We start from the raw sequence: 21,799 nt of genomic DNA on the forward strand, positions 1-21,799 counted from the left end.
CCATGTCTTCATTCACACACTTTAATGACCAAGGACGCGCGAAGATGGTTGATATAAGCGACAAAAAAGCAACCGTTCGAACAGCAATTGCGTGCTCTAGCATTGTCGTTACAAAAGAAATTTACGATAAAATCTCTCACAATAAAATTGGGAAAGGTGACGTACTAGCAGTTGCACAAATCGCAGGTATTATGGCTGCGAAACGCACTTCTGATATTATCCCAATGTGCCATCCTTTATTATTAAAAGGTGTTGACGTTTCTTTCGATTGGAAACAATCCGAAGAACAATATCGATTACTTATTGAAGTAAAAGTTAAAACAGAAGGTAGCACCGGTGTTGAAATGGAAGCTTTAACAGCTGCTTCCGCTACAGCTCTTACTGTGTACGATATGTGCAAAGCTGTTGATAAAGGTATGATTATTGGCGAAACGTATTTATTTGAAAAAACAGGTGGAAAAAGTGGAGATTATACGAGAAAGTCTTAATCTTCTCTCCGTTGAACCTAAAGGGCTTCCTTTAGGTTCAACCTATATATCTTGCATATAAACGTTTTGCTACATTTATATCATTCGTCCCATGAATAAAGGCCCTGCCATCTGTAAATAAAACAAAACGAAATTCCTCTACCGGAAATGATAATAAATACGGAGTAGCTTTTACATCCACACTTCTTTGTAAGCGCTTTTTAATTTCTTCTAAATTAAATTCATTCCGCACACCTGGACGGATTTGTACTGTATTTCGGCCACATAACACTTCTGTTTTCGTTTGTGCTTCAAATGTTAAACTCGGATATGTACGTAATCTTCCACAAGATAAACATGTGTCTTTTTTCTGCCTATTCACTTTAAATGCCATCTGTTGATTATTCCAAAGATCAAACGATAACATCGTTTCGCGAAGCGCCCCATAGTCTTCTACTAATATTTTCAGCGCTTCCGTTATTTGATGTGCAACTACTAATTGCACGGCCGGCTGTATAATACCCGCCGTATCACATGTTGCCCCGCTCGCTGGATGTTCCATTAAACAGCGGAAACACGGTGTTTTTCCTGGTAAAATTGTATACGTTACTCCGTAGCTTCCGACACAACCACCATATATCCACGGAATATTATACTTTTGTGAAATATCATTAATAAGAAGACGTGTTTCAAAATTATCTGTCGCATCTAATATTAAATCTACATCATTCACTAACGCCTCCATTTCTTGCACTGTTACATCAGTCACAACCGGATTTATTTTCACCTCAGAATTAATCGCTTGTAAATGCTCTGCTGCTGCTACCGCCTTTGGTTTATACTGCTTTGCATCTTCTTCTGTATATAATTGTTGTCTTTGTAAATTACTCCATTCTACATAATCACGATCCGCAATTGTTATTTTGCCAACACCTGCTCTAACAATTGCTTCTGCATTCGCTGCACCGAGAGCACCCGCGCCGATAATAAGCACATGCTTCTCTCTAATTTTTCTCTGTCCTTCTTCTCCAACACCAGAAAATAATATTTGTCTTGAATATCGCTCCTGCATACGATAGCCCCCTTTCTTATCCTCCTATATAAGACATTTCAATTTTCGGACGATTCTTTGCACTTTCTTCTGTCCGTTCATCCGAATACCTGTCTTTTCTATTCATCCATACATTTTGTATAACGCTTACTAACTCATCATCTGAAAGATTTCCTCTAAGAAGTTCCCTTACATCCAATCCTTCTGTCGCAAATAAGCAAGTATAAAACTTTCCATCTGCCGAAATTCTTGCTCTCGTACAAGAGGAACAAAATGACTCTGAAACGGAAGTAATAAAACCGACTTCGACATTTGTTCCAACGTAACGATATCGCTTCGCAACTTCACCGAAATAATGCGCTTCAGCTGGCTCAAGTGGATACACACTATGAATCATTTCAATTAATTCTTGCTTTGTAACGACTTGGTCAAAGTTCCATCCATTTGTACTACCAACATCCATAAACTCAATAAACCTAAGTGTGATTCCTTGCTCTTTAAAATAAGTAGCCATAGGAAGTACTTGATGGTCATTCATCCCTTTTTTCACAACCATATTTACCTTTACATCAAGCCCGGCCTCTTTTGCAGCCATAATTCCCTTTATAACAGGTTTCGTATTGATATTCCGGCCATTAATGTCCTTAAATACATCGTCATCTATTGCATCTAAACTAACATTTACTCTATGTAATCCAGCTTCTTTTAATGCTTTTGCTTGTTTCGTTAAATGAATTGCATTTGTCGTTAACCCTATATCTACTAACCCTTCAATTTTCACGAGACGTGCAATAAGTTTTGTTAAATCTTTACGCAGCAGTGGCTCGCCACCAGTAAGTCTAATTTTTCGTACACCGATGCTAACAAATAGTTTTGCCAAACGTTCAATTTCATCAAACGTCAGTAAAAACTCATCTTTCAAAAAAGCATAATCTGGCCCAAAAACTTCCGCTGGCATACAATATGTACATCTAAAATTGCAACGATCAATGACAGATATGCGCAAATCTTGAAGTGGGCGTCCAAAAAAATCTGTAACCATCTCCTGCATCGCCACCCTCCCTTTCTGCCAAATTTCTCTCTTTTCATTCTATTATAATATATTTTCGAACTGCGATGTTTTTGCTCAAGTGAATAAAGTGAAACTTTCCTAACCAATTAGACTACCTACAAATAACGAGATAAAAAACCTTGAAGCATAAAAGCCCCAAGGTTTTCTTCTTATTAACTTAATCTAATAATAGTTAGAGTAGCTCCTGGTGTTGTCGTAGATAATGTAGCTATTGCAAGTAAACCAAATAACTGCAGACTAATAGCAGCTCCAGCAGGCAAATTAGCAATGATTGTCGCATTAAACGAACCTGTAGCTACTGCTGGTGAATTAACGGTTCCTGCAAGTTGAACCCCATTTACAGTTATACGTGAACTTACGAGTAAAGCTGCCGTTATATTAATTGTATAAGCTATATAATAATTCCCTGCATTCGCAACTGTGAATACAGTATTCGTACCGTTAACAGTGATCCCTGGTCCAATATTTTGATTGTTCGGTAACGGTACATTCGTACCACCTAACAGAACAGAAATAGCACTTCCTGATGTATTATTTGCAAATGAGTACGTTGCAGTTGTACTAACTCCGGTCACACCCGTTGCTCCAGTGGATCCGGTTGCTCCCGCTCCAGTTGGGCCTGTTGGACCTTGAATTCCTTGCGAACCGGTTGGACCAGTGGACCCTGTTGGGCCTTGGGAGCCTGTTACTCCCGTTGGACCTTGGATTCCTTGTGGGCCTTGAATCCCTTGAGGACCTGTCGCTCCGGTTTCTCCAGTGGATCCCGTTGGGCCTTGTGGACCTTGAATTCCTTGAGGACCTTGTGCTCCGGTTGCCCCAGTATCCCCTGTTGGGCCTTGTGGACCTTGCAATCCTTGCACGCCTTGCGGACCGGTTGGACCTATTTCTCCTTGAACACCTTGAATTCCGGTTGGGCCTTGTGGACCAGTCGGACCTTGCACCCCTTGTATCCCCTGAATTCCCTGCGGACCTTGTGCTCCGGTTGCCCCTGTCACACCTTGGATTCCTTGGGGGCCTTGATCTCCTTGTATTCCTTGTGGACCGGTTGGACCTATTTCTCCTTGCAATCCTTGAATTCCTTGGGGGCCTTGATCTCCTGTTGCTCCCGTTACTCCTTGTATCCCTTGGGGACCTTGAACACCTTGCGGACCGGTTGGACCTATTTCTCCTTGAACACCTTGAATTCCTTGGGGGCCCTGTAAGCCCGTCACACCAGTTGCTCCTGTTTCTCCTGTCGCTCCTGTCACTCCAGTTGAGCCTATCGCCCCGGTATCTCCAGTTGCTCCTGTCACGCCGGTTGCTCCTGTCGGTCCAGGTGGTCCACCGGATGGGCCTGTCAATCCAGTCGGACCTGATGGCCCCGTTGGACCACTCGGTCCTGCGGGTCCTCCAGAAGGACCCGTTACACCGGTTGGACCGGTTACTCCTGTTGGACCTGTAGTTCCTTCCCCTGTCGCTCCTGTTGTACCCGTATCTCCTGTTACACCTTGGATTCCTTGAATTCCTTGTAGCCCTTGCACTCCTTGAGCCCCTGTCGGACCTTGGATTCCTTGAACACCTTGCACTCCCTGTGCTCCCATTGGACCTGTTGGACCTATTTCCCCTTGAGTACCTTGAACACCTTGCGGGCCCTCTGGACCGGTTGCTCCTATGTCTCCCTGTATTCCTTGGACACCTTGCAGACCTTGTGCCCCTGTTGCCCCCGTTACTCCTTGTATTCCTTGTAATCCCTGTATTCCTTGTGGGCCTTCTGGTCCTGTCGCTCCTACTGTCCCTTGTATTCCCTGTATTCCTTGCGCCCCCTCTGGGCCTGTTGCACCAGCTGGTCCTTGTATTCCTTGTATTCCTTGCGGACCCTGAAGTCCTTCTGGGCCTTCTGGTCCTGTTGGGCCTATTTCACCCATCGGGCCTTGAATCCCTTGAACTCCTTGTGATCCCGTTTCTCCTGTTGGACCTGGTACTCCTTGTATACCTTGTGGACCTTGATCTCCAGTTGCTCCTGTCACACCTTGTGGTCCAATAGCCCCCTGTATACCTTGCGGACCTTGATCTCCAGTTGCTCCTGTTATCCCTTGAATTCCCTGAACTCCTTGTATTCCTTGTTCACCAGTTACGCCCGTCGGACCCGGAATACCTTGAATACCTTGCGGACCTTCTGGACCTGTTGGTCCAATTGGCCCTTGAACCCCTTGTATTCCTTGCAATCCCTGTGCTCCTGTTTCTCCTGTACTTCCAGTCGGTCCTGTATTTCCCGTTACTCCAGTTACACCTGTACTTCCTGTTACCCCTGTATTTCCCGTTGCTCCCGTCGCACCTGTACTTCCACTCGGTCCACCTCCTGGACCTGTCGCGCCAGTTGCCCCCGTCGGACCTGGTGGTCCTCCAGATGGACCCGTTACCCCTGTTGGACCTGTTATTCCAGTTGGGCCTGTAACCCCTTGACCAGTTGCTCCTGTTGTCCCCGCACTTCCACTCGGTCCTTGTGGGCCTTGTATTCCTTGTGCTCCTTGTATTCCTTGTGGACCTGTTGCTCCCGGTAACCCTTGCACACCTTGAATTCCTTGAGGTCCCTCTGGCCCGGTAGCTCCAATCGGCCCCTGTAATCCCTGTATCCCCTGTATACCTTGTGCCCCAGTCGCTCCGGTCGGACCAATCGGACCTTGTAACCCTTGCACTCCTTCTGGTCCTGTCGCTCCCATTTCTCCTTGTGGTCCCCTCAATCCTTGCTGTCCTTGTTGTCCTTCTGGTCCTGTTGCCCCCATTTGTCCAGCTGGTCCTTGTATCCCTTGGACTCCTTGAGGTCCTGTCGGGCCCATCTCTCCCATTGGACCTTGTAATCCTCTTGGTCCCTGTGGACCTGTTGGACCTTGTGGACCGGTTGGACCAGTAATCCCAATGCCAGTAAATCCCGTTGGAACGGGAGGAAAGGTAGGCCCAATAAGATTTGGTGAAATTCTGAAATTAGAGTTTAATGAATTTTGTTTATCGCGCTCTCTCACACTTTCACCACCTACACACTATCTTTTTTACATTAAACAAACCTCTTCTTAATGTGTATTTACAAAAACAATCTCCAAAACTATTTTTATTTTAAATAATAAAAACTCCCTTAATTCCTTAAGGGAGTCCAGCAGTTGAATCCAAATTATCTATATTTGGGACAGCTTGTGCTATACCCGATACATTTGTACCTTGCCCAGTACTTGCTCCTGTCACAGTACCAGCAGGAGTTCCTCGTGTATATGTTGTCGTCACAGAATCACCTGGCTGTAAGCAAAGCTTCGTCTCCGTCCCTATTACTGTAACAACATCAATCCAAGTACATCCCATTGAGCCACTATACGATTTCGTAGCAGTAAAGGACGTATCACTCAAATTATCACCAGTAAATATATTCCCAGTGTTATTCACAATAACAAATTCTTTTATATGAGCAGGCATAATTACACTCTACCTTTCCTCTATGAACCTAATGTACGTGTACTCGTTGCTAATGGCGGGAGAAATACTGATGTTCGAATCACCGCTTCTGGCTGCCTTTTCCCATTTAAAAAAATAGCCGCACTCGATCCTCCAGCACCTGCATATATTTTTGCTACAGCTAAAGGTGAGATATCATAACAGTCACCAACATTAACAGCCCCTGTATTATTAATGATTTTTACTTTCCGCAAGTTAATCCCCATTTACCTATCCCCCTTTTGTACACTGTATGCAAAAGAAAAAAACTTGAAACAAACACGTTTCAAGTTTTTTTAAACTACTTATTTAGTTTCACCTTCATATTGAAGCATACCGCCAACCATGTTCACTGTTTTAAATCCTTGCTCATTTAAATAATGACATACATTTTCACTGCGCATTCCCGAACGACAAATAAAGATATATTCATTCTCTTTATCAAAGAAATCTACTTTATTTGGGATATCGCCCATTTTAATATGTACAGCTTCTGGAATTTTCCCTGCTGCTACTTCTTCATCTTCCCTTACATCTACTAAAAATAACGTTTCTCCATTTTCTAAAAGCTCTTGCACTTCTTCTGTAGTAATTGTTTTAACTTCTGTCATATGTCGTTCCTCCTTATATACAATAAAACCTTTAGTCTCTTCCTTAAACAACCATGTCTAATCAATTTTAGCATGCGAAAGAAAGAACGCAAAGAATGGAAAATTTATTTCTCAATTTCCCCGCAAAACTTATTCTTTACAAACATAACTCGTGCATTGTATCCTCAATATACTTGTTTTATGAAAGGAGCCAATGAAAATGACACTTTTTCTTTTCATTACGGGCATCATTTTCTTAATCGCCGCAATTATTGCACTTAGTATGAAGAATAATAAAAAGATAAAATCACCACAAGAAATGTCATTCTTATTTCTATTACTTAGTATCGCGTTCTTCGGTATAGCAATTGCCACATATATTTTCCGTCTACAAATCATGTAAAAAAAGGTGCCTACTACATACATTGCACCTTTTTCACATCATTTATTTTCTACACAAAGCTAGATACTTTCCGGTTTAAAAATTCATAAACTTTCTTTTCAAATAAATGAATATCAAATGCTCCCGCCATATGCCCATTTATACTTTCTATCTCATACACTTCCGCATACTTCCCTTGTTTTTGCAAAATGTCTACCATTTTATAATTATAACGTGACGGCTGAAGCAAATCTTGTTTGCACGGAATCATAAGTACATTTGCTTCTATGTTAGACAGTGCCTCTTCTAAAGACGAAAATCCATGCGCAATATCATGTAATAAAACTGCTTTCGCCGTGTACATCCACGAATTTGCATCTACTAACTCTATACTTCTATATGTCACCTTATTTATTTCTTTCTCAAATGATGTTAATGCAAAAATTTTTTCATAAGGTTCTATCTCTATACTATTACGAGGAAATGTCGTTTCATAAAAGTGCTCGTCAAATGCGTTCATAAACATCATTCTATTTGCTAAATGAAGCCCCTTCGTTGGCTGCTCTTCTCCATATTTTCCGCCCTTCCAACTTGGATCCAATTGAATAGCCTCAATCGCATTTTGCGCTACATTTACCGACGTAATAATTGGATTTTGCGGGTTCGTAATAACACCAATCATCCGCTCTACCATATGAGGATAATGAACAGCCCATTGCTGCGCAATCATCCCGCCAGCCGACGGTCCCATTACAGCATGTAACCTTGCGATTCCCATATCTTTTATTAACTCATATTGCATACGAGCCACATCAAGAAATGTAAAAACCGGAAAGTCCATCGCATATTCATCTCCAGTTTTCGGATCAATTGATTTCGGTCCCGTTGTAATCACATAAGGGTTCTTCACCTGCACATTACAAAGATTATCAGTGCATATAACAAAGTATTTATTTGTATCAACTGCTTTTCCCGGCCCAATTAAACCATCCCACCAGCCAGACTCCTCATCATGCGCTGTATATTTTCCTGCCGCGTGACTAGTTGCACTAAAATAATGGCATACCAAAATCGCATTTGACCTTTCTCTATTTAAAGTACCATACGTCTCATACCCCATTTGAACAGGAATTCCCCTACCATTTTCAAACGTAAATTCTTTTAAAATAAACTTCTCTTTTTTTACAATTTGCACAGACTCTCCCTCTCCCCGTTATAGTATGAACTGCTTACTACATGTTTTTTTCTACGCAAACCAAACTCCTTCTTCTTTTCATAAATAAATGAATAATATACAAAATTAGCCACAAAATAGCACTATATTACAAAATTAAAGAGGGCATACATATGATTTGGAATTGGCTACGTAAGAAAAAAAAATCAAATGCAACAGAGAAAAGCGAAACAGATAACTCAGAGCAACAACCTAGTAATCAAGAGGGTGATAAAAAAGAACAGACTAGAAGTATGAAACATAATAAAGATAGCAATGAGGAGCAAAAAAAAGAAAAAAACAAGGATTCGGCTCAAGATAAACAGCAATACTCTAAGAAAAACGACTCAGATGAGAATCAACAACAACATTCTAAACAAGACAACTCGGATCAGAATCAACAACAAAACTCTAAACAAAACGACTCGGATCAGAATCAACAACAAAACTCTAAACAAAACGACTCGAATCAGAATCAACAACAACATTCTAAGCAAAACGACTCGGATCAGGATAAACAACAAAATTCTAAACAAAACGACTCGGATCAGGATAACCAGCAACACTCTAAGCAAAACGACTCGGATCAGAATCAACAACAACATTCTAAACAAGATGACTCGGATCAGAATCATCATCAAAATTCTAAACAAAATGAATCGAATCAGAATCAACAACAAAACTCTAAGCAAAACGACTCGGATCAGGATAAACAACAAAATTCTAAACAAAACGACTCGGCTCAGGATAAACAGCAACACTCTAAGCAAAACGACTCGGATCAGAATAAACAACAACATTCTAAACAAGGTAACTCGGATCAAGATAAGCAGCAAAGCTCTGGAAATAATAGTATTTATGATTTTACGAAACCAGAAAAAGACCGTATTCATTCTCTACAAGATTTAATAGGGAAGCTCAAAAAGTCTAGTGATTTTGTTAATTATCACACATCTGATGATGAAACGATGCCTTATTGGATTTCTTACTATCGTCCTTCACTTGATGGAGAGAAATTACAGAAATATTTAATGCCTATTCTGTTAGAACGACCTTGTACTTCATTAGAAGAGCTAAAAGAACATATTCCGATGAGTGGTATTACAATTACGAACGACTTACAAAAAATTGAGGACATGGTTTTAAAGGGACATGCGATTATTCAATTGAATCAGCAAGATCGAAAGTGTATGCTTGCAAACATTGCAATTGATACTTACCGGGCACCAAGCCCTCCATTAAATGAATCAACAGTTATCGGTCCACAAGAAGGCTTTGTAGAAGCTATTGATACGAATATTAATTTAGTACGAAAACGCCTTCCTGTTTTAGATTTACAAACAAAAGAAATGATTGTCGGCGAATTTTCCAAAACGAAAGTTGTCATGATGTATTTAGACAACCTCGCTGAAAAAGATAATGTAGATTTTCTCGAGGAGTCATTACGTGCTCTTGAATATGATCAAATTAATGATAGTGCTTATATACAAGAACTAATGGGTGAAAAGTCGATTTTCCCTCTCTATATCAATACAGAACGTACTGATAGAGTTACAAAAGCACTCATTGATGGGAAAATCGCTATTTTCGTGGATGGTTCTCCAAGTGTTCTACTAACACCTGTATCCTATTTCGATTTTTTCATTTCACCAGAAGACTATAACGTCTCTTGGCTATACGCTACATTTTCGCGTATTTTACGCCTTATCGCTGTTCTATTTTCAATCTGTGCTACACCTTTATATGTTGCAGTTTTAAATTATCATTATGAACTCATTCCGAGTGATTTACTTGAAACTTTGATTTTATCAAGGGCACAAGTACCGTTCCCACCTTTAATTGAAGCACTATTTTTAGAACTTGCAATCGACTTATTAAGAGAAGCTGGCGCGAGGTTACCGATGAAAGTTGGTCAAACGCTCGGTATTGTAGGCGGTATCGTAATCGGGCAAGCATCTGTACAAGCTGGTTTAACGAGTAATATTTTATTAATTATCGTTGCATTATCAGCACTCGCTTCCTTTATTACACCTATTTATAAAATGGGTAATGCCGTTCGATTACTACGTTTCCCATTCCTAGCATTCGCAGAAATAGGAGGACTCTTCGGCATCTCTCTTGGATTTATCTTTTTATTTACCCATCTATTTAGACTTACTTCTTTACGTAAGCCGTACGCTTTGTTTTATCCGACAAGGCAACAATCTGTTAAAGATTCTTGGATTCGTTTTCCCTTAACAATGATTGATACAAGAGATGTACAAGCACGTCCACAGCATGTTAAGAAGTCAGCAAAAGGGATTTCAACAAAACATCGATCGGATTTTGATGAATAAGGAATGAGGTGCATTGATGAGTAAAGTTCAAGAGAAATATCAAATATCTCCTATCTTTGTTTTCTTCTTAATTCACAGTGCACAGTTTGGTGCCGGGGTTCTCGGTTTCGCTCGGATTATTGCAAAATCTGCTGGATACGACGGCTGGATAGGAGTTCTCCTCACAGGAATCATCATTCATATTCTCATCTGGATGATGTATTATTCATTAAAAAATGTAGAGGGAAACTTAATTGATTTACACAAACAACTTTTTGGAAAATGGATCGGAAATGGTATTAATATCATTTTTATGGCTTATTTTTTTATTGTAAGTATTTCTGTTGTTAGAACATATGTCGAAATTATTCAAGTATGGATGTTTCCTAGTGCATCCACCTGGATGCTCACATTCTTTATTTGTTTAATAAGTTATTACATTATTTCATCAGGATTCCGCGTCATTGCAGGAATTTGTGTTATTTCCGTTGGTGGAACACTAGGTTATCTTTTTCTAAGTCTTTTCATTTTGAAATTCTCACATTGGGATAACTTACTTCCAATATTTTCACATTCTTTTACAGATATTTTGAAAGCAGCTCAACTATCTATTTATAGCATGACAGGATTTGAAATTTTCCTTATGATTTATCCATTTGTTAAAGAACCAGAGAAATCCCATAAATTTGCGCAATATGGGGCATTATTTTCCAATATTCTATATTTGTTTAGTACCATTCTCGCTTTTACATTCTTTAGCGAAAAACAATTACTCAAAACTATTTGGTCTCAGCTGTCCATGACACAAGTTATTAAGCTTCCTTTTATCGAGCGACTTGAGTATATTGCTATTTCCGGTTATGCTCTCGTTATTATTACAAGCTTTATTCTACCTTTATGGGCCGCTACTCGAGGAACCCATGAAATCTTTCGTGTGAAACAACGAGGTATTTTGATCGCACTTATGCTTATCACTTTAGTTGTTTCACAACTTTTAACGAACAGGCATGATATTAATGATTTTATTAGCAATATATCTAAAGTTAGTTTTTGGCTTATATATGTATACATCCCAATTCTATTTATTATTGTGTGGGTGAAAAGAAAATGGAAAAAACCAAAAGAAAATTAATACTTCTTGTTTGCATCAGTATCTTCAGTCTAACTGGTTGCTTACAAAAAAATATTATTGATGATGTTCAACTCATTCAAGGAACTGTCTTCGATACAGCAAAAGATAATAAAGTAAAAGTTACATTCGTTTGCCCCATACAAAAAAAGGGAAATAAAGTTCAAGTTTATGAAGGCATAGGAAACGCAGTAAAACAAGTAAAGGCAGATACATCTTTAGAATCTTCGCAACCGTTCGCAAGCGGTCAAATGCGTGTTGCCTTATTCACAACAAAAATTGCTAAAAAAGGATTATCCAACTCCTTTGACACATTAATTCGTGATGTGAATATTGGTAACTCACTGTATGTTGGACTATTAGAAGGCAATGGTACTGAACTATTTAAAGGAAAATATAGTACATCTTACAATGTTGCGATTTATATAAAAAAAATGTTAGAACATAATATGGACACTGGCCCTTTGCCAACTGACAATTTGTATTTAGGCGCCTTCAGGTACTACCGTGAAGGACAAGATTCCTATATGCCTATCCTAAAAAAACATGGAGATAAAATAAAGATTACTGGTATCGGTCTCTTGAAAAAGGATAAGTTAGTCGGAACAATTAAGTACCACGATATGTTTGTCTTCAAAGGACTTCTAGAAAAGCACCGCTTGGACTCACATGAATTTAAAACTAATCCTGGCTATGCAATGATTAATAACATTCGTTCCGTTCCTACCTACGAGGTAAACATAAAAAATGGGAAACCTTCTTTCTATATTCATGTAAAGATGGAAGCTCGTATTCAGGAGCTCTCTAGAAAATTTAATTTAGAAAACCAAAAAAATACAACAAAAATAGCTAAGTCGGTCGAAAAACAATTAGATGCAAAAGCTACAAAACTAATTAAACAGTTTAAATCTCTAAATGTTGATCCCCTTGGACTTGGAGCAAAATATAGGCAACATTATCGCCCATTTAAATTAGAAGAGTGGCGAAAAATGTACAAAGATGTGCCAATTAAAGTAAAGTACACCGTTGACATTACAAATTCTGGTGTAATTGAATGAGAAATGATTGAACTCCTCTCTCCAGCATGATACAACGGAAAGAGGAGTTTTTATTTTAGATAGAGAGAGAAGATATTTATGGGGGAGCTTATGTCTAAAAAATTAGTAAAGCCTATTTTAAATGGTATTTTATTTCTCGGCGTCTTTTTATTTGCTCATACATACTTAAAAAATGTTTCCTTCACACGTTATTTACTTGTCGTTATACCAATGTTGCTCGTTGGTATGTTTGGCATCGACCTTATTTTATCCATTTTTATAAAAGAAGAAAAATAACGAGCAGGGCCGTCCCAAAAGTATTCCGGGATGGCTTTCTTTTATTAACAGGTTATGTCGTTAAGTCGATATAAGCTTTCACTATCACTAGCTTAACTAAAAGATGAAACTTTTAGACAGTCCCTTTTCATTTCATAATCACCCTATGTTACAATGAGATTCGGACAAAGCGAGAAAGGATGAAACAACATGACAAACGAAAAAGGTTTAGATAAAGGATATGAACTTGTTGCAAAAATGCATGAAGAGTTCGGACATCCTGTGACAAATACTCCAACAAAATTAACAGAAGAACGTGCAAAAATCCGTGCAAGTTTTATGCAAGAAGAGCTAGAAGAATTTCTAGAGGCAACGACTGTTGAAGATCAATACGATGCACTAATTGACCTTATTTACTTTGCATTCGGCACGTTTGCCGAAATGGGAGTACGTCCTGATAAAGGATTCGAAATTGTAAATACCGCAAACATGGCAAAGCTATTCCCTGATGGAAAACCTCGCTTCCGCGAAGGCGACGGCAAAATTCTAAAACCAGAAGGCTGGCAAGCACCAGAACCACAACTTCGTGCTGAAATCGAACGTCAGCGCAAAGAAGCTGAAAAAAACTGCTAGGATTTCCTAGCAGTTTTTTATTATGTCTTTTTTTCTGCAATTCATTAATGACCCACGTGTCCAGCGTGCCCTGCTGCTCCACCAATGCTAGCCGCTCCCGCCGCTGCTCCTGCTCCTCCTGCTCCAATTCCACCTGTCCAAGGAGAAGATTGTTGTTGTTGATATTGCTGATATTGTTGGTGCTGTTGACCTTGATGGCCTTGATGATGGTGTTGGCCTTGATGACCGTGTTGACCTTGATGACCATGCTGGCCTTGATGACCGTGTTGGCCTTGATGACCGTGTTGACCTTGATGACCGTGTTGGCCTTGATGACCGTGTTGGCCTTGGTGATGATGATGACCGTGCTGACCATGTTGACCTTGATGATGGTGATGCCCTTGATGCGTTTGATAAAGAACAGCCTGTGGATGTATATGATGGTGTCCGTGGTGATGTACTTGTTGTTGATGGCCGTGTTGGCCTTGATGATGATGACCGTGCTGACCATGTTGGCCTTGATGATGATGGTGTCCATGATGACCATGTTGGCCTTGATGATGATGGTGTCCATGATGACCATGTTGGCCTTGATGGTGGTGATGTCCATGATGGCCGTGTTGGCCTTGATGGTGGTGATGTCCATGATGACCGTGTTGGCCTTGATGGTGGTGATGTCCATGATGACCGTGAACAACTTGCGGATACCCACCTATTCCTCCAGCTACAACACCTACTCCCGGTACCGGAAATCCTGTCTGCACTCCTCCAACGAAAGAAGGAAATGTAGTTGGTACTCCTACTGGAATTCCTGTCTGTACACCAGCTACTGATGTCGGAAATCCTCCTGTTACTGTAGGCATTCCAGCCCCTGATGTCGAAAACCCTCCCATTAATGTAGGCATTCCAGTTTGCATGCCAGCTACCGATGTTGGAAATCCTCCTGCTGCTCCACCCATCCAGCTCGGAATTCCACCGTACCCTTGTTGGTCAGCTCCTCCCATTAACATCATTTGTTCATAACTACCCGATCCACCTCCGAAGAAGCCATGTGGTGCATTATTGTCCATCCCTTTCATTCCTTTCACCTCTTCTACTCAATTTAGCCTACCTTTTTTATCATATTTTCTATAGAAAAATAGGTGTTTGTCTGTATCGGAATTCCGCTCTTTTATTTGTACGTAGTGGAATAATTGAAACTTAGACTAAGGAGATCCTGAAATTATTTTCTACACAAAAAAGCTCAGAGCATAAATGCTCTGAGCTTTTTATTTAAAATGAATTAGTTTGCAACAACGTTAACAAGTTTTCCAGGAACAACAATTACTTTACGAACTGTTTTCCCTTCAATTTGGTCTTGAATGGCTTCAAGCGCAAGTTGTTCCATTTCTTCTTTTGATGCGTCTTTACTCATTGTTAGTTTCGCGCGAACTTTGCCCATAATTTGAACAACGATTTCAACTTCATCTTCTACGAGTTTAGACTCATCAAATGTTGGCCAGCTTGCATATGTGATTGTTTCATTGTATCCAAGTTTGCTCCATAGTTCTTCCCCGATGTGAGGTGCAACTGGTGCAATCATTTTTACGAAACCTTCTACATATTCTTTTGGAAGTGTTTCAGCTTTATATGCATCGTTGATGAATACCATCATTTGAGAAATCGCTGTGTTGAAGCGAAGCTCTGCATAGTCTTCTGTTACTTTCTTCACTGTTTGGTGGTAAGCTTTTTCAAGATTTTTGTTTGGTGCATCAGTAATTTTCTCACTTAATTCACCATTATCTTGAATGAATAGACGCCATACGCGGTCTAGGAAACGACGAGCTCCGTCAAGACCATTTTCAGACCAAGCAATAGAAGCATCTAATGGTCCCATGAACATTTCGTATAGACGAAGTGTATCTGCACCATGGCTTGCTACGATATCATCAGGGTTTACAACGTTACCTTTTGATTTACTCATTTTCTCGTTGTTTTCACCTAGAATCATACCTTGGTTGAATAATTGTTGGAACGGCTCTTTCGTTGGAACTACACCGATATCGTATAATACTTTATGCCAGAAACGAGCATATAGTAAGTGAAGTACAGCGTGCTCTGCTCCGCCGATATAAATATCAACTGGAAGCCATTGTTTTACTTTTTCAGGATCTACAAGTGCTTCGCTATTGTTTGGATCGATGTAACGTAGGTAATACCAGCAGCTACCAGCCCATTGTGGCATTGTATTCGTTTCACGACGACCTTTTTTACCAGTTTCAGGATCAACAACGTTTACCCACTCGTCAATGTTAGCAAGTGGTGATTCACCTGTACCCGAAGGACGGATGTTTTCTGTTTTAGGAAGAACTAATGGTAATTCTTCTTCTTTCACAGCTGTCATTGTGCCATCTTCCCAGTGAATTACTGGAATTGGCTCACCCCAGTAACGCTGACGGCTGAATAACCAGTCACGTAGACGGTACGTTACTTTTTGATTTCCTGCGCTCGTTACTTCAAGCCATTCAATCATTTTTACGATTGCTTCTTCTTTATTTAAACCATCAAGGAATGCTGAGTTTACGTGCGCACCATCACCTGTGTATGCTTCTTTCGTAATGTCTCCGCCTTTTACAACTTCCTTCATTGGAAGATTGAACGTTGATGCGAATTCATAGTCACGCTCATCATGAGCTGGAACTGCCATTACAGCACCTGTTCCGTAAGTTGCAAGAACATAGTCAGCGATCCAGATTGGTAATTTCTCACCATTTACTGGGTTAACTGCGTAAGCACCAGTGAATACACCAGTTTTCTCTTTCGCAAGTTCTGTACGCTCTAGGTCACTCTTCATTTTAACAGAGTTAATGTAAGCTTCTACAGCTTCTTTTTGCTCTGCTGTTGTAATGTCAGTAACAAGCGCATGCTCTGGAGCAAGTACACAGTAGCTCGCACCAAATAGTGTATCAGGACGCGTTGTGAAAACTGTGAATTTCTCGTCTGTACCATCGATGTTGAAGTGTACTTCTGCGCCTTCAGAACGACCAATCCAGTTACGTTGCATATCTTTTAAGCTTTCTGGCCAATCAAGCTCATCTAGATCTTCTAATAGACGATCTCCGTAAGCTGTAATTTTTAACATCCACTGTCTCATCGGACGACGCTCAACTGGATGTCCACCGCGCTCACTCTTACCGTCAATAATTTCTTCATTTGCAAGTACTGTACCAAGTGCTGGGCACCAGTTTACAGGTACTTCATCAACGTAAGCTAAGCCTTTTTCAAATAGTTTTAGGAAGATCCATTGTGTCCACTTATAGTAGTTTGGATCTGTTGTATTTACTTCACGATCCCAATCGTAAGAGAAGCCTAATGCTTTAATTTGATTACGGAACGTATTAATATTAAGCTCTGTAAATTCTGCCGGGCTGTTTCCAGTATCAAGTGCATATTGCTCTGCTGGAAGACCGAACGCATCCCATCCCATTGGATGAAGAACGTTATATCCTTGCATACGCTTCATACGAGATAAAATATCTGTCGCTGTATAACCTTCTGGATGTCCTACGTGTAGACCTGCACCTGATGGATATGGGAACATATCTAGTGCATAAAATTTTGGTTTTTCTGTCTCATCTGGCGTACGGAATGTTTTATTCTCTTCCCAGTACCCTTGCCACTTCTTCTCAATATTTTGATGATTAAAGCTCATGAGATACCCTCCTTGAAATTCTATTTATTTTCACCGCCCAAAATACAAAAAACCTCTCATCCCTAGAAAGGGACGAGAGGTTATAGATTCCCGCGGTACCACCCTAAATTAATGTACAAATATACATTCGCTTAGATCCGTAACGTGGATTAACGGCAATTGCTACTACTAGTTTCACAACTGCAACTCAAAGGCGAGTTCATAACGAAACGTGGATTGACTTGCACCGACCGTCAACTCTCTAAACCAGCTTCTATTACTACTACTCCTTCTCACTGTTATTACAAATATAAGTTAATGTGAACTACCCACCACTTCGTATCTCTAAAGAGCTTACTTGAAGCTAAGGCTTCTCGGTTAATCGTTACTCTTCATAACTAACGAATTCGTCTTAGGACAGCCGAGCTATCTCCCTTGTTCCAAAGGTTGTTTTATTTAAATATATTCTAAAACATGTTACATGTTCCGTCAAACTAAACTGCAATTTTTTCTTCAACTGTTTCTTCTACTTTTACTCGTTTATCATACATGCTCGTTGCAATAATCGCTACTACAAGCATTACCATGATTGCTATAAACAATACTTCTATATTGTATAAATCAACAATTGCTCCGCCAACGACCGGTCCGAACATTTTCCCTACAGTCGCTGCGCTATTTACAACCCCTTGATAAAACCCTAACTTATCTTTTGGCGCAAGTATATTTGCAATGGTCGGAACTGCTGGCCATACGAATAACTCACCAATTGTTAATGTTACCATCGCAACGAGAAACATCGTAAATTGCTGCGCTTGACTTAACACGATGAATGACGCCGCAAAAATGACGATCCCAATCATAATTTGTTGTTTTAAAGAACGCTTCATCCAGCGAATTAACATACTAACAAGTGGCTGCGCACAAACAATCATCGCTCCGTTTATCGTCCATAATAAACTATAATGGCGGAGGCTAATATCTAATTCCCGCATATGAGTCGCAATCGCCCCTTGCCACTGTACATATGTAACCCAGCATAAAGCATATGCTACACATACGATAAGAAGTGCTTTGAATCCAGGTGTAAGTGTCCAGCCTTTTTTCGTTTCGACTTCTTTTTGCACTCCTGGCTCTTTCTTGTCTTCCATACCACGGAATCCAATAAAAGCAATTAAGAAGAAAACAAAGTACAAAACAAAATTGGCTAAGAAAATATAATCAAAACGGTAAGATGCAACTAAACCACCGCACGCTGTTCCGATCGCAATACCAACGTTTTGCCCAACATACATCGCATTAAATGCCCGTCTTCCGCCCTCTGGCCAAACCGTACCGACCATCGCATACATCGATGGAAAGACCATTCCAGAACCAAAGCCGATTAATGCTAGCCACACAACATATAACGGCCAACCATGGAAGAACACAAGACCTAAAATCGATACGAGTGTAATAACAATCCCTACTAAAGTTGATTTATAACCGCCCCATTTATCAAATAAAACACCGCCGAGCAAGTTTCCGATTACACCAGTAAGCGAGTTAATCATTAATACCATTCCGGCCACAGATAAAGATTTTCCTAGGTGATCATGCAAATAAATTGTATTAAAAGGCCATAAAAAAGAAGCACCCGTGACATTAATAATCATCCCAGCTACTAATAGCCATACTTTCCTTGGCATAGTCTCCCCTCCTATTCTATTTTTTTCGTTCATCTATAACAGTAAAATTGTAGTCGTTTTTAAATAGGAAGGCAACTGATTAATAGTTGATGAAATTCAGATAATGATTTTTCGGTAAATGAAATTATATGAATCGTCACTTAAAAATATATCAGTGATTTTGGGAATCTATCGACTTACCGAAAAAAAAACGACATCAACAACAATATATAAAAAAAGGGAGACTGCATGAAGTTCATGCAGTCTCCCTTTTTTTTATACTATCCAACTTCTTTTTCTCGCTTCGCACGTTCTTTCGCACTCCATTTAAATATTTTATCTAGTAGAGAGTATATTCTCCCAGACTCCTTCGTTAATAACGGTCCTAACGATGCCAATATTAAAACGTACAGTGCAGAGAACGGTTTAATCGTTGCCATTAAACCACCCGCAATGCCGACATTGGCTACAATAATGGAGAACTCTCCGCGTGATACGAGGGTTAAACCGATATTCGTAGAAGCCTTATGCGATAACCCGGCTTTACGTCCCGCCATCATTCCAGCTGTAAAATTACCGATGAGCGTAATGAAAACTGCTCCTAATGCCAACCACACTGCTCCTCCAAGTGAAAACGGATCTATACTTAAACCGAAACTGAAAAAGAATATGGCTCCAAAGAAGTCACGAAACGGAACGACGAGATGCTCAATCCGATCACTATGCTCTGTTTCAGAAAAGACGAGTCCTAACAATAATGCTCCAATTGCCTCAGCAACATGAATCGTCTCTGAAAATCCTGCTACAAAGAATAAAATGGCGAATATTACGATAATAAAAATTTCGTTTGACGAAATATCTAATACTTTATTTAGAAACGGCGTAGCTTTTCTAGCGATTACAAAGAATAGTAGCATATACCCTACCGCGATTAACACCGATGTAAGAGCACCTACAAATGATGTTGCACCACCGAGTACTAACCCTGAAACGACTGATAAATATACAGCTAAAAAAATATCATCAAACATAATGATTCCTAATATTAATTCAGTCTCTTTATTACCAGATCTTCTTAAATCAACAATTACTTTTGCAACAATTGCACTTGATGAAATTGTAATGATTCCAGCGATAATTAACGTTTCTAATAAAGGGAAGCCCATCACATATCCATAAAGTAAACCTAATATGAAATTAAGCGATATGTGGACAGTCCCCCCAACAGCAATCGACTTTCCTGATTTAATTAATTTTTTTATTGAGAATTCTAAGCCTAAGTAGAATAGGAGGAATATGACGCCAACACGGCCGAGGAAGGAAATAACTTCTCCGCTTTCAATAAACCTTAAATCGATAAGTCCTAAATCTGGGGCATGAGGCCCCACTAACATACCGAGTATAATGAGAAACGGAATAATCGAGAACTTTAACTTCGCAGCGAGGATAGCTGCACAAGCTACTAATACTAACGCAGTTCCAACTTCAAAGATTAAAGTATCCATCGATTATGAATCACCTCCTGCTGAAAGCAATTCATTAATAATTCTTTTCACTTCATGTCTTTCACCCGATAATACGAGCATATCGCCAGCTTCAATAATAGAGTCTGGACCTGGATTAAAGAATTTCTTCATATTCTTTTTTAAAATAGCAATAATCGTTACGTTATACGTTTTTCTGACATGTAAGCTACCAATTGTTTTTTGTACGACTGGTGCGTTATTTTCCACCTTAAACCATTCAATTGATAATCCTTCAAAAGCCATCTCAATTGTGTCTAACGCTTGTGGTCTGTATACCATTCCGCCTAATATAGCTGCAATTTGTCTCGCCTCAGAATCACGAAGAGAAATGCTTGAAATACTTTCATCATGATCCGCATCAAAATGATACATTTCTCTTCGTCCATCATCATGAATAACGATAACCATTTTTTCATTACCTTTTGTTATCACTTCAAATTTACATCCAATGCCCGGTAATTCACTCTCTCTAATATTCATATTCCCGCCTCCTAAAGTTTTTAGTTACGGCTTTTACAAATCGACATCAATCTCTGTTTTAAATTCTTCATCTTTTGAGATTCCCAAATACTTTAATGTCTCTGAAGGTGTCGCGTGATGAAAATGTTTTTGCAATAGCGCAATCGCTATCCCTCTTTTGTATGCATGAAATCCAAATGTTTTTCTCATTGAGTTCGTTCCGATTTTATCAACAATCCCAACTGCTTCAGCAGCATTATGAATTACACGATACGCTTGTTGACGCGTAATTGAATTTGTCGTTTTATTAGATTGAAATACGTAGTTTTCTCTTTGAGCATTAATAGATTGTACGTACTCTAAAAGTGCTTCTTTTACTTTTGTATTTAAATAAATATCTTGTTTAAACTTTTCATCTTTCACAGGAAGAGAATAAAACTCTTTAACAGTTCCATCTTCATTTAATACCTCTTCAAATTTCATACTAAGTAGCTCAGTAATTTTTAATCCTGTGTTAATTCCAATAACAAATAAAAGATAATCTCGCTGCGAGTGCTCTTTTAAATACTTTTTCATAGCCTCAATTTGGCTTATATCTTTTAATGCCTCTACAACTTCCATACATGTATTCTCCTCATCTTATGAACGGTAATTTTCTCATCATGTTGTCCATTTTACCTTATCATGCTATGAGATTTCCATGTATTATCCATTATTTTCACAATATACTTTTAGGGCCGAAAATTTTTCATTTGGAAATTTATAATTGTGCAAATACATTAGGGGTAGGAATAATAGGGGGATACAAGTTCAGCCTCTTTCTACAGATCAGATTCCTCCTTTCCTTATCCAGCTGCTTCTACTTTATATTATG

The 21,799-nt window shown here is 39.5% G+C and carries 20 protein-coding genes and 1 other annotated feature; of the genes, 7 read left to right on the forward strand and 13 right to left on the reverse strand.

Annotation, left to right across the window (positions count from 1 at the left end; genetic code table 11):
• Positions 1-2 precede the first annotated feature (2 nt).
• Positions 3-488, forward strand: coding sequence for a cyclic pyranopterin monophosphate synthase MoaC (gene moaC, locus JDS82_RS08655; RefSeq protein ID WP_048562060.1), 486 nt, complete (start codon positions 3-5; stop codon positions 486-488).
• A gap of 37 nt (positions 489-525) precedes the next feature.
• Here the strand turns inward: moaC and JDS82_RS08660 are convergent, their stop codons facing one another.
• The 6 genes from JDS82_RS08660 to JDS82_RS08685 all read right to left on the reverse strand — a co-directional run bounded on the left by JDS82_RS08660 (position 526) and on the right by JDS82_RS08685 (position 6,660).
• Positions 526-1,539, reverse strand: a complete 1,014-nt coding sequence (locus tag JDS82_RS08660) for a molybdopterin-synthase adenylyltransferase MoeB (RefSeq protein WP_048562059.1) — start codon at positions 1,537-1,539, stop codon at positions 526-528.
• Between the two features lie 16 nt (positions 1,540-1,555).
• Positions 1,556-2,569 carry a GTP 3',8-cyclase MoaA gene (gene moaA / locus JDS82_RS08665; RefSeq protein WP_048562058.1) on the reverse strand — a complete coding sequence of 338 codons (1,014 nt, stop codon included), beginning with the start codon at positions 2,567-2,569 and terminating at the stop codon, positions 1,556-1,558.
• A gap of 173 nt (positions 2,570-2,742) precedes the next feature.
• Positions 2,743-5,589 carry a BclA-related collagen-like exosporium protein gene (locus JDS82_RS08670; protein ID WP_199713077.1) on the reverse strand — a complete coding sequence of 949 codons (2,847 nt, stop codon included), beginning with the start codon at positions 5,587-5,589 and terminating at the stop codon, positions 2,743-2,745.
• A gap of 118 nt (positions 5,590-5,707) precedes the next feature.
• Positions 5,708-6,031, reverse strand: coding sequence for a hypothetical protein (locus JDS82_RS08675; protein ID WP_048562056.1), 324 nt, complete (start codon positions 6,029-6,031; stop codon positions 5,708-5,710).
• Positions 6,032-6,051: 20 nt separating this feature from the next.
• Positions 6,052-6,276, reverse strand: a complete 225-nt coding sequence (locus tag JDS82_RS08680) for a spore germination protein (RefSeq protein ID WP_000512461.1) — start codon at positions 6,274-6,276, stop codon at positions 6,052-6,054.
• Positions 6,277-6,354: 78 nt separating this feature from the next.
• The gene (locus tag JDS82_RS08685; RefSeq protein WP_199713078.1) at positions 6,355-6,660 is read right to left on the reverse strand and encodes a rhodanese-like domain-containing protein; all 306 of its coding nucleotides are present in this window, start codon (positions 6,658-6,660) and stop codon (positions 6,355-6,357) included.
• Positions 6,661-6,859: 199 nt separating this feature from the next.
• Between JDS82_RS08685 and JDS82_RS08690 the strand changes: the two genes are divergently transcribed.
• Complete coding sequence (locus tag JDS82_RS08690) at positions 6,860-7,042, forward strand: hypothetical protein (RefSeq protein ID WP_000171896.1); 183 nt, start codon at positions 6,860-6,862, stop codon at positions 7,040-7,042.
• Positions 7,043-7,091: 49 nt separating this feature from the next.
• Here JDS82_RS08690 and JDS82_RS08695 read toward each other — a convergent pair whose 3' ends face one another.
• Positions 7,092-8,216 carry an alpha/beta fold hydrolase gene (locus JDS82_RS08695; protein WP_199713079.1) on the reverse strand — a complete coding sequence of 375 codons (1,125 nt, stop codon included), beginning with the start codon at positions 8,214-8,216 and terminating at the stop codon, positions 7,092-7,094.
• Positions 8,217-8,368: 152 nt separating this feature from the next.
• Between JDS82_RS08695 and JDS82_RS08700 the strand changes: the two genes are divergently transcribed.
• The 5 genes from JDS82_RS08700 to JDS82_RS08720 all read left to right on the forward strand — a co-directional run bounded on the left by JDS82_RS08700 (position 8,369) and on the right by JDS82_RS08720 (position 13,624).
• Positions 8,369-10,570: a spore germination protein gene (locus tag JDS82_RS08700; protein WP_199713080.1), complete on the forward strand. Its 2,202-nt coding sequence runs from the start codon at positions 8,369-8,371 to the stop codon at positions 10,568-10,570.
• Positions 10,571-10,586: 16 nt separating this feature from the next.
• Entirely contained in the window at positions 10,587-11,681 is a 1,095-nt protein-coding gene (locus JDS82_RS08705; RefSeq protein ID WP_199713081.1) for a spore germination protein, read from the forward strand.
• A complete protein-coding gene (locus JDS82_RS08710) occupies positions 11,657-12,736 on the forward strand; it encodes a Ger(x)C family spore germination protein (protein ID WP_199713082.1) in 1,080 nt (359 codons plus the stop codon). Before JDS82_RS08705 ends, JDS82_RS08710 begins: the two co-directional genes overlap by 25 nt.
• Before the next feature lie 90 nt (positions 12,737-12,826).
• On the forward strand, positions 12,827-13,012 hold the full coding sequence (locus JDS82_RS08715; RefSeq protein WP_048562050.1) for a hypothetical protein: 186 nt from the start codon (positions 12,827-12,829) through the stop codon (positions 13,010-13,012).
• Positions 13,013-13,201: 189 nt separating this feature from the next.
• Positions 13,202-13,624, forward strand: a complete 423-nt coding sequence (locus tag JDS82_RS08720; protein WP_199713083.1) for a pyrophosphohydrolase domain-containing protein — start codon at positions 13,202-13,204, stop codon at positions 13,622-13,624.
• Between the two features lie 44 nt (positions 13,625-13,668).
• On the opposite strand, the gene JDS82_RS08725 is transcribed toward JDS82_RS08720, so the two are convergent.
• The 6 genes from JDS82_RS08725 to JDS82_RS08750 all read right to left on the reverse strand — a co-directional run bounded on the left by JDS82_RS08725 (position 13,669) and on the right by JDS82_RS08750 (position 21,546).
• Positions 13,669-14,682, reverse strand: a complete 1,014-nt coding sequence (locus JDS82_RS08725; protein ID WP_199713084.1) for a hypothetical protein — start codon at positions 14,680-14,682, stop codon at positions 13,669-13,671.
• Between the two features lie 203 nt (positions 14,683-14,885).
• The gene (gene leuS, locus JDS82_RS08730; RefSeq protein ID WP_199713085.1) at positions 14,886-17,294 is read right to left on the reverse strand and encodes a leucine--tRNA ligase; all 2,409 of its coding nucleotides are present in this window, start codon (positions 17,292-17,294) and stop codon (positions 14,886-14,888) included.
• Positions 17,295-17,359: 65 nt separating this feature from the next.
• Positions 17,360-17,579 (reverse strand) — a binding site (T-box leader).
• A gap of 188 nt (positions 17,580-17,767) precedes the next feature.
• Positions 17,768-18,961, reverse strand: a complete 1,194-nt coding sequence (locus JDS82_RS08735; RefSeq protein ID WP_001137570.1) for an MDR family MFS transporter — start codon at positions 18,959-18,961, stop codon at positions 17,768-17,770.
• A gap of 260 nt (positions 18,962-19,221) precedes the next feature.
• On the reverse strand, positions 19,222-20,445 hold the full coding sequence (locus JDS82_RS08740; protein WP_199713086.1) for a cation:proton antiporter: 1,224 nt from the start codon (positions 20,443-20,445) through the stop codon (positions 19,222-19,224).
• Positions 20,446-20,448: 3 nt separating this feature from the next.
• Positions 20,449-20,946: a cation:proton antiporter regulatory subunit gene (locus JDS82_RS08745; protein WP_001026047.1), complete on the reverse strand. Its 498-nt coding sequence runs from the start codon at positions 20,944-20,946 to the stop codon at positions 20,449-20,451.
• A gap of 33 nt (positions 20,947-20,979) precedes the next feature.
• Positions 20,980-21,546: a tyrosine-type recombinase/integrase gene (locus JDS82_RS08750; protein WP_199713087.1), complete on the reverse strand. Its 567-nt coding sequence runs from the start codon at positions 21,544-21,546 to the stop codon at positions 20,980-20,982.
• Positions 21,547-21,799 lie beyond the last annotated feature (253 nt).

The organism is Bacillus cereus group sp. N14 (assembly GCF_016483555.1).
Classification (GTDB): domain Bacteria; phylum Bacillota; class Bacilli; order Bacillales; family Bacillaceae_G; genus Bacillus_A; species Bacillus_A wiedmannii.